This is a genomic window from Streptomyces sp. NRRL F-2664 (assembly GCF_000719345.1).
In the GTDB taxonomy this organism is placed as follows: Bacteria; Actinomycetota; Actinomycetes; order Streptomycetales; family Streptomycetaceae; genus Streptomyces.
The window spans coordinates 1-8,492 of sequence record NZ_JOFX01000092.1; the positions used below are offsets into that span (position 1 = coordinate 1).

An 8,492-nucleotide genomic window follows, 5' to 3' on the forward strand; every position below is an offset into this window, starting at 1 on the left:
CGCTCGACGGCACAGTCCGACTACCGGGACGAGTGGTATGACGCCCAGTGCGGAGGATGCTGCTTCTGGATCGCGTTGAGCGGCCAGCTCGGCCAGGACTACGGAGCGTGCAGCAACCCTGGCTCGTCATTCGACGGGCGAGTGCGGTTCGAGCACGACGGCTGCGAGAGCTTCGCCGGTCGAGCCGATGGCTCGTTCGGGTAGCGGCCCATCAAGCGACGTCGGCTCTGGCCACGACCCTGCGGAGGCGTTCATCCGCGGCGTGTCTGTTCCGCCGGATGATGTAGCGGCGGATCATGCTGCCTTGGACCTTGTGGCTGGGGTGGTCGGTGCCGTCGAGGGCGAAGTAGCGCAGGGCGGTGAACTGGGCCTCGATCCGGTTGAGCCAGGAGCTGTTGGTCGGGGTGTAGGCGATCTCGACGTTGTTTGCCGCAGCCCAGGTCCCGACCCGCTGGCACCGCTTGGCCGTCAGGTGGGGTGAGTAGTTGTCGCAGACGATCGCGATGCGTAAGTCCATCGGGTGCAGCGAGCGCAGGTAGCGGCAGAACTCCAGGAACTTGGACCGGCTCTTGGTCTTCTTGATGTGCCCGTAGAGCTGGTCCTTGGCCAGGTCGTAGGCGGCGAACAGGTGTCGGACGCCGTGCGGGCGGGTGTAGGTGGCCCGCCGCCGGGGTCTGGGCTCGCGGTCGGGGTCCTTGTGTCGGCCGCTGCGTTCGGCCCACTGCCGTCCGGGGTGAGGCTGGAGATTGAGGGGGCCGAACTCGTCCATGCAGAAGATGACTTCGGGCTCGCCCTCCTCGGGTATGACCTCGCCGTCAGCGATGGCATAGAGGTGTTCGACCCTTGCCTTCTTGGCCGCGTACTCGGGGTCGTGGGAGGTCTTCCAGGTCTTCAGGCGTTGAAAGGAGACGCCCTCCTCGCGGAGCAGGATGCGCAGGCCCTCGTGGCTGATGTCGTCGACCACCCCCTCGGCGACCAGGAAGTCGGTCAGTTTCGCCAGGCTCCAGGTTGAGAACGGCAAGCCGTGCTCGGCGGGCTTGGACTTGGCGGTCTTCTTGATCTCACGGCGCTCGGACAGGGTGAACGTTCTGGGCCGGCCGCCCTTGTATTTGGGGTAGAGCGAGCCGAAGCCGTCGGCGTTGAAGTTGTGGATCACATCCCGAACTCGGTCCGCGCCCGCCGCCAGGTCACCACCGAGCCGGTTCCCCTGCGGATGATCCACCGCCTGCATTCGTCCTGGGCCTCCCCACTCTGGCGGACCAAGGCGCACCAGGGGGAGCCGGTAATGCAGTCGCCGTCCCGTAGCCGACGCCGGCCCGGCAAAGAAACCTCAACCAAACAGGAGTCCGTCAACGGGCCCGCTCCCGCCTCAGGTGGCCCGTCGAAAGACCCTTGGCCAGCAGCTGCGTCTGGCGGCCTTGCCGCCCTGTCTCGGGATCTCGAAGCGCACGGCCAGTCGCCGGTTGCTGATGTGGTCGCGTGCCGGGGTGCTGGGCCGGCTGCAGGGCGAGAACTGGACTGCTCTGCGCCCTGAGCCGGTAGAGGCGTCCCAGGTGAGGTCGGCGCTGGGCGGTTGCACAGGCAGAATGGAGCGTATGAGCGAGGATGAGTTGGAAGCAGCGCGCCAGGCCTACCAGTCGGCGCAGGAGGCGCTACATGCCGCCCGCCGAAAACTGGCCGAGGCAGTCCTGGACGCCTACGCCAACGGCGAGCCGGTCCGCCGGATCGCCGAACGCACCGGCCAGAGCACCACCACGGTCTGGAACACCCTCGCCGTCCACGGCATCACACACCACACCCGCATCAACGGCTCCGCCTGACAGCACGGCGAACGACTTCAGCTCCCGCAAGGGCCATCCCGCCGGCAGGCACGGTCGCACACCCGCCCTCAGCTCCGCCCCGGGCACCTGGTCCGCCACTCCGATCGCGGCTGTCAGGGCGGATGCAACCGGTGGTCGCACGGCATGCCATGGCGGTGAAACTCTCACCAACGCGGACGGTGGTGGTTTCGGTCCTCCATCCACCCTGGGACCACCACCCAGGTGGGCACCAGGCCCGCACGCAACAGCACGGGTTCATCCAGGTGCTGATGCCGACAGCACACCTGTTACCGGCGCTCGTTGATCACACAGGTGCACCACCCGGCCCGGCCCAGGCCGCGCCCCCGACCTGCCTGGGGTACGGGCCGCGGCATCTGACCCGGCAATCGTCACAGAGTGAGGAAAACCCGCCGCCGCTGCTCCCCTGACACTGGCATGCTGCAGTGACGGATTGCCCGGAATCGGCCGTACGAGCCCTGCACGACGCGGGGGAAGCTCTGCACACCCGCCGCCACCTGGCCGCAGCCATCCTCAACGGCTGCAACAACGGGGAAACCTCCACCGGATCCCAGCGCGCAGGCCGCACCACCACCGACCGTCCACGCCCACGGACCTACCCGCAGCCCGCACCGGGCCCCGTCCTACTGGCTGAACCGGCACCCGCCGCAGGATCCACCTGACGGCCGGATCAGTGGGGCGGGTGGGGCTCGAACCCACGACCTACGGATTAAAAGTCCGCAGCTCTAACCAACTGAGCTACCGCCCCAATCCCACAATGAAAACACGTCGCCCCGCCGACCACACCCCCAGCCCGGCTGCAGATAGGGGCAGCGCCGCATCGGAGCAGACGCCGTGCCCCACAGCCGCGCCTTAGCGGACCCCGCAAAGCCAGCCGCGGCCGTTCCAGCCGATGCTGCAGGACCACGCACCGCAGCCAGTGGGGTGGGTGGGACTTGAACCCACGACCGACGGATTATGAGTCCGCTGCTCTGACCGGCTGAGCTACCACCCCCGGGTACCAGCACACACGATTAGAACACATGGGCGATCTCTTGTCCTGCCGCAGATCGGCTGCCCGGGGCCGGCAGCTCACGGCAGCCTCCGCCGCTTGAGGGCCGCTCAGCGCCCGGGTGGGCGGCCAGTTGATTCTAGTCTGATGGCCACCACATTTCCGATGGTGCGGCCGTTGCAGCTGCGCTGCCCCTGACCGCCTCCTCATGCCGGCCGGAGAGCTCCTATGGCGAAGCCTGGCAGGGAGATCGTGCAATTGGGCAACCTGTATGGAAGGAATTGGGGAATGTCCGCCGCCGGGGAAGCCTTTCGAAGAATCTTGTCATCGCCGCGTCACTTCAGCGGCTTAATCGGAGATAGTGTCCCGCGGCATGCAAACGGGAGTGCGCAGGTTCGCATGCCACTCCTCGTCGGCGGAACTGCGCGCGTCCGCGTCGCCGCGGGCGCTTTCCAGATCCCGCAGACCGGTTCAGGCCGAGAAATGTGGAACATCCGCCGGTCGGCGTGGCCGCCCGCGAAGCGGTCCGCACCTGGCCCCGCCGCACTCAGCCGTGTGTGGCCGGACTCTCCTTCAGGAACCCCGCCGGCTTCTCCAGGCATTACGGCGACAGCCGACACCGCGACCCGCTCGGGCCGCGCGAGGCCAGCAGTGACTCCGCCGTCCCGCCACAGCTGGTTCCACTGGCAGGCCACCCCGCAGCAGGCCCAGCGTGACCTCCCGGCTTGGTCTTCTGCTCGGACAGCCTGACCGCTGTAGAGGTCAGCGCCGGGAGACCGTGCGAATGAGACGGCTGAACCCTGCCCTTAATCCGCACATCTCAGGCGCTACGGGAGCCAGGCCCGCAGCCACACTCGGCAGCCGCTTCGCGCCAACCGCCCTGACGAGCTGAAGACCCCGTTCTACGTCCGAGTTGAACGAGGCGTCGTGCTTGATCACTCGGCGTCACGCTGCGTGGTGTGCTGGTGGGACCTCTCTGCCCGTTGTTCAACCTCCCGGACGCCCTACCTGCCCGCCCAGCACGATGACGACCGGGGAGGCAGTGCCCATCAGCGTGGAGGGGGTCTCCGGGATCAGGAAGTCCCCCTGACCGCCTGTGGCTCGGGAGCGCCAGCCTGCATACCCTGCCCGCCGACGGCCTGGCCCCGACGAGCCCGCGAACACTGGACGGATCGGGAGCCGCACGTGCTCAAACCTGATCGACACTGATGCCGTGATCCGGGGGCGGCCGCTTCCCGGAAGAGATCCATCCTGCCCTCGCCTGGCCGATGGCTGCTTGCTACATCGAGACCGCCGAGTTCTTCGACCGGCTCGGCTCCGGAGCCATCAACGCGCAGCACTACGCCTGCCACGGCCACGACCTCGGGGCGGCAGACGAGCCCGCTCTGCTGGAGGCGATGGCCTGCGCCGCAACGGCCAGCCCCTGATCGAACGGACCGGGCTCCTCGTGGTCCGGTGCATGACGCCGAGGACCGGGTCCCGATCCCCGTCAACGCCACGTGCAAGGGACATATTCAGCCCTACCAGGGGGCACAGGCGTGATCAACGCGGCCGACACCATCCACAGCGGCACGAGCATCCTGTTCGTCACCCTCGACTCCCTCCGCTACGGCGTGGCCCGCCACGCCCTTGCCGACGGCCTTACCCCGCACCTCGCCCGCCTCCTGCACGAAGGGTTGTGGGAGCCAGCCCCCGGCACGTTCACATTCCCCGCCCACATCGCTTACTTCTCCGGGTTCCTACCCAAGCTGCCGCAGCCTGAGCAGCCGCCCCGCTGGTGGGAGTACCGGCCGCCCGCGTCCAAGGCCGTCCCTGCGGAGACATTCGTGTTCGACGCGCCGGACCTCCTCGAAGGGCTCCGCCAGCACGGTTACCGCACGGTGTGCGCCGGCGGGCCAAACCCGCGGGGCGCTGTAGGCGCGCGGGGCCCTGCTGGCGGCCGACTGTGATCTGTCCGGTCAGCCCGGCATCCTGCACTGCCCGGGGCTAGAGGTGCCAGTGCGGCAGGCGTAGTAGGCGGTTTCTCCCCTTGAGGAGTCCAGAGGTTCGTTTGGCGTTGTGACCTGCGTTTTTCGGACTCGTCCACGTTCGCCGGGTCTCCGTCGCGCCATCGAGGCTGAGATCCTCCCGGCGCCCCCTCTCCCCTCCACGACCAGATCCCACCCTCTTCCGGATTGTGAGCCGAATGGGTGATTAAATCATGGATTAGCCGTGCCGCTCGTTCCCTATCGGGACTGGCGCTCGTTTCCAATCTGGACGGGCCGCAAGGACAGGGCCGTTCCCGCTGCGCAATCCCCGCGTTCGCGGACAGAACCCTTTCCGAAAGGAAGACACAGCGATGAATCAGAAGAAGGTTGCCGGTGTTGTCGCCGGAGTTGCACTCACCCTCGGTGCGGCAGCCGCTCCTGCCCTTGCAGACGCCAAGGGAGAGGCCGCGGCGATCGGATCCCCGGGTGTCCTGTCGGGTAACGTGCTGAACGCGCCGATTCACATTCCGGTCAACCTGTGCAACAACACGGTCAATGTGATCGCCATCATGAACCCGACCTTCGGTGCCCCCTGCGTGAACGCTTGAGATTTTCACCTTGGACGGCAGTGGAGCCCAATTGAGGCATGAGCACGGCCGTCCTGACGTCGCAGCAGCGAATGAGGGAATGCGCGTCATCCCGAAGTGCTGACGTCGGCTGAGGGGGAAACTGCCGCTAGCGGACGAGTTTGCCAACTCTGACCTTCCTTTTGTTTCCGTGCCGCGATCCGGCGGCACGGAAACTTAAAGTACCTAGATTTGCGCCGGGGGAATGGTTTCTCCGTCACTTCTCGCAGGCGCCGCAAGGCGGCACGTCCAAGCCCAACATCAGGGAAGCCATCAGATATTTGCGACTGAGGTGATCGTGTTGGTTCAGCCCTGTCCCGACAGCGGGAAGGCCTCGTTTCCGACCTTGAGCTCGGCGCGCCAATGGCTCCTGAAGCAGCCCATAGACAGTAATCAACCCGTCGATCGAATCTACCGATGTCCCTGTTGCTGGTATTGGCATTTTTCAGGATCTCATCGATGGACGCGCGAGATGATCGAGAGGCGACGGAATTATGGCAGGCGGAACGTGAAGCGGAAGCGCCGATAGGGCTCGTCGAGTGGCGATGCCGCGCCAGGCCTTCGACTTGGTCAGGCGCTCGATGGTGGCCCACTCCTTGCAGAGGTCGGCGTCGCGGGTGACGGGACGGCCGCCTTGTGAGCCCTTTTCTTCCGGTTGGCGGCCTTGTCCTCTCTTCTCCGGAATGGCCGCTTTGATGTGGCGTTGGGGCAGGTAGGAGCGGTTGCCGCAGGGTGGGTGGGCCGTGCCCCGGCGGCCGGGCCGGGTGGGGGGACGGCCGCCGGCCCCGCGGACCCTTGCCTGCTTGAGAACGGGGGCGAACTGAGGGCTGTCCGCGGCCTGCCGGCGGTCAGGACCACGTCCAGGGGTCGGCATCCGAGGTCGGCAGCCAGGTGGATCTGGTCGGCCAGGCCGCCCCGAGACTCCCCGGGCAGGGCTTGGGCCAGGTGGAGCTTGCGCCGCCGCCGTTCGGCCCGGCCGGGACCACGCCGCCGTGTTCCGTCTTGCTCCGCTGCGCCGCCTCCGCCTGGCGGCAGCCTTTTCCCGCACGTCCCAAACGTCCCCCTGCAGGCGCATCCCCGCAGCGTCCTGATGGGCGCGGACCGCCGTGCAGCCCGCGCTGACCCACGACATATCCACCCTGCCCCGCCCAGCCGCCCGGCCACCGCTCCCTCCAGCAGCCCCTCGAAAACCCCGCCGTCCCGCCACTGCCTGAACCGGTTGCGCACGGTAGACCAGGCACCGAACCGGTCCGGCACCTCCCGCCACTGCGCTCGCGAGCGGAACTTCCAGAGCACGCCCTCGAACTGCTGCCGCAGCCGCCTCCTTGGCGGTGGGCGGTCGACAGCCCGACGTACTGCGCGGGTTGCACCCAGAGCGCCCGATCGCCACGTTCAGAGCGGCCCTGAGGTGTTTCTGGTGTGCTTCTGCGTCGAAGCCCCGGTCTTCCGCCGTCAGCGGGCAGCGGTGCCGCGGGGTTTAGAGGTTCCAGCGCCGGCCGGTGTTGTAGTGGGTGATGGAGGCGCTGCCGTCCGCCTCGCGGACGTAGTCGACCTGTTCCTCCTCGGGCTTGCCCTCCTCGGTCCACCAGGCCCACGTCTGTTCGACGGTGTGCCACAGGGACGGGGCCGCAGCGGTAGGCCACGGTCTGCTCGCCGGCGATCGGGGATCGCGCCCATCGTCGTGCGCGTGTCGGTCTCCGGGGCGAGCTCTGCCCCTCCTTGGCCTGGTAGGTCTGCGCAGTGCCACGGGCGGACATGAAGGTGCCCGTGGTCTGTGAAGCCGCCCGGGCCCGGTCGGCGTCGTCGACGACGCGGACGACACCGCTCTCGATGCTCCGGAACCGAGGTGGGCGGGCAGCGCGAGCTCAAGCGCGTTGGGAGACGAGGAGATGACAAACGCCTTACCGCAGGCCCGCCCAAGGGCGGGGGCCGCTACCGCTTAAGGGCGCCCCGCGCCGACACCACGCCGAAGATCGTCCGAGACTGGCCCGCCCTGCTGCTGACAGGGTTCGGGCACCGCGAGATCGCCGAGCAGGCGCGACTCTGCGCGTCGGAGGCGGTAACGCACGCCCCTCTGCACACCAGGGTCGACCGGATCACGGTCGAGGCGGCCCTCGGCTCGACACCGTCACCGTGTCCGTGGACGACGACCGGCCCGGATGGCTCCCGAGCCCGCGCCCCCAGCCGCGTGGCACGACGAACGGGGCCGGGGACCCTGATCCGCGTCCACGCCGCAGACCTGCGCGCCGTCTCGAACGGCGGGCTCGGCAAGCGCGTGCAGTTCACCCTCGCGTACGGGGAGGCGGCGGCGTGGAGGCTTCGAAACCCGCTCGTTCTGCTCGCGGCCATCATCGGGGGCACCGCTGGTCTGCTGGCCCCCACGGCAGTGTGGGCCTCGCTGCCGAGCGCCCGCCGGTGGCTCGTAGACCCGCCGGCCAACCCGGGCGGGAGCTACCGCTGCCACTGCTGGCAGCGCGTGATCGTCGTCCGCGTCGCCGAACCGGCCGGAGGGAAGCGGCGTCGAGGAAAACGCAGCCGCCGGACCACGTACGTCACAGACTCCGCCGCCCGCCCGGGCAGCGCCTCCCGGGCGGGGCGGTCGGCGGCCCATGGGGTGCACCTCCCGTGCGCGCGGTCGCGTAAGACGGCCAAGTCCGAGCCCACCGGGCACGGCCTGCCGTTTTCCACCTGGAGCCTGGCCGAGCTGGCGGACTTCCTGGTCGCCGAGGGGGTGGTCGACGACGCCAGCCACGAGGGCCTGCGCATCCTGCTCCGCGAGAAGGCGTCTCTTTTCAACGCCTGAAGACCTGGAAGACCTCCCGTGATCCGGACTACGCGGCCAGGAAGGCCGCGTCGAACACCTCCATGCCATCGCCGACGGCGAGGCCATACCCGAGGACGGTGAGCCCGAAGCCGTCTTGTGCATGGACGGGTTCGGCCCGCTCAACCTGGTGCCCCACCCCGGCCGGCAGTGGGCCGAACGCGGCGGCAGACACAAGAACCCCGACCGCGAACCCCGCCGACGACGCCGGGCCGCCTACAACCGCTACGACGGAGTACGCCACCTCTT

General features: G+C 68.3%; 6 protein-coding genes, 2 tRNA genes and 2 pseudogenes. 6 read left to right on the top strand and 4 right to left on the bottom strand.

The genetic code is table 11. The annotated features are described in order from the left end of the window. On the top strand, positions 1 to 204 hold a 204-nt coding region (locus IF89_RS0133640; protein WP_030776276.1), incomplete at its 5' end, for a DUF3027 domain-containing protein. A gap of 7 nt (positions 205 to 211) precedes the next feature. Here IF89_RS0133640 and IF89_RS38855 read toward each other — a convergent pair. After that, positions 212 to 1,263, bottom strand: a pseudogene (locus tag IF89_RS38855) (IS630 family transposase). 332 nt (positions 1,264 to 1,595) lie between these two features. Between IF89_RS38855 and IF89_RS45180 the strand changes: the two are divergent. Then, on the top strand, positions 1,596 to 1,820 hold the full coding sequence (locus IF89_RS45180) for a helix-turn-helix domain-containing protein (RefSeq protein ID WP_030776279.1): 225 nt from the start codon (positions 1,596 to 1,598) through the stop codon (positions 1,818 to 1,820). Between the two features lie 692 nt (positions 1,821 to 2,512). On the opposite strand, the gene IF89_RS0133655 is transcribed toward IF89_RS45180, so the two are convergent. Then, positions 2,513 to 2,586, bottom strand: a tRNA-Lys gene (locus IF89_RS0133655). A gap of 172 nt (positions 2,587 to 2,758) precedes the next feature. Continuing rightward, a tRNA-Ile gene (locus tag IF89_RS0133660) sits at positions 2,759 to 2,832 on the bottom strand. 1,265 nt (positions 2,833 to 4,097) lie between these two features. On the opposite strand from IF89_RS0133660, the gene IF89_RS46445 reads away from it, so the two are divergent. The 3 genes from IF89_RS46445 (at position 4,098) to IF89_RS0133675 (ending at position 5,404) form a co-directional block, all read left to right on the top strand. After that, positions 4,098 to 4,256, top strand: a complete 159-nt coding sequence (locus tag IF89_RS46445; RefSeq protein ID WP_158718042.1) for a hypothetical protein — start codon at positions 4,098 to 4,100, stop codon at positions 4,254 to 4,256. Between the two features lie 111 nt (positions 4,257 to 4,367). Continuing rightward, positions 4,368 to 4,778 carry a hypothetical protein gene (locus IF89_RS0133670; RefSeq protein WP_051808044.1) on the top strand — a complete coding sequence of 137 codons (411 nt, stop codon included), beginning with the start codon at positions 4,368 to 4,370 and terminating at the stop codon, positions 4,776 to 4,778. A 389-nt stretch (positions 4,779 to 5,167) separates the two neighbouring features. After that, positions 5,168 to 5,404 (top strand): chaplin, encoded by a 237-nt coding sequence (locus IF89_RS0133675; RefSeq protein WP_030776284.1) that lies wholly within the window; start codon positions 5,168 to 5,170, stop codon positions 5,402 to 5,404. Positions 5,405 to 5,992: 588 nt separating this feature from the next. Here IF89_RS0133675 and IF89_RS49830 read toward each other — a convergent pair. Beyond that, entirely contained in the window at positions 5,993 to 6,796 is an 804-nt protein-coding gene (locus IF89_RS49830) for a transposase (RefSeq protein ID WP_078628706.1), read from the bottom strand. Between the two features lie 1,264 nt (positions 6,797 to 8,060). Here IF89_RS49830 and IF89_RS49455 point away from each other — a divergent pair. Continuing rightward, a pseudogene (locus tag IF89_RS49455) lies at positions 8,061 to 8,492 on the top strand (IS630 family transposase); the annotation flags it as partial.

Coding starts and splice junctions, on each gene's coding strand:
- IF89_RS0133675 (WP_030776284.1), top strand. CDS start 5,168: ATGAATCAGAAGAAGGTTGCCGGTGTTGTCGCCGGAGTTGCACTCACC.
- IF89_RS46445 (WP_158718042.1), top strand. CDS start 4,098: ATGGCTGCTTGCTACATCGAGACCGCCGAGTTCTTCGACCGGCTCGGC.
- IF89_RS45180 (WP_030776279.1), top strand. CDS start 1,596: ATGAGCGAGGATGAGTTGGAAGCAGCGCGCCAGGCCTACCAGTCGGCG.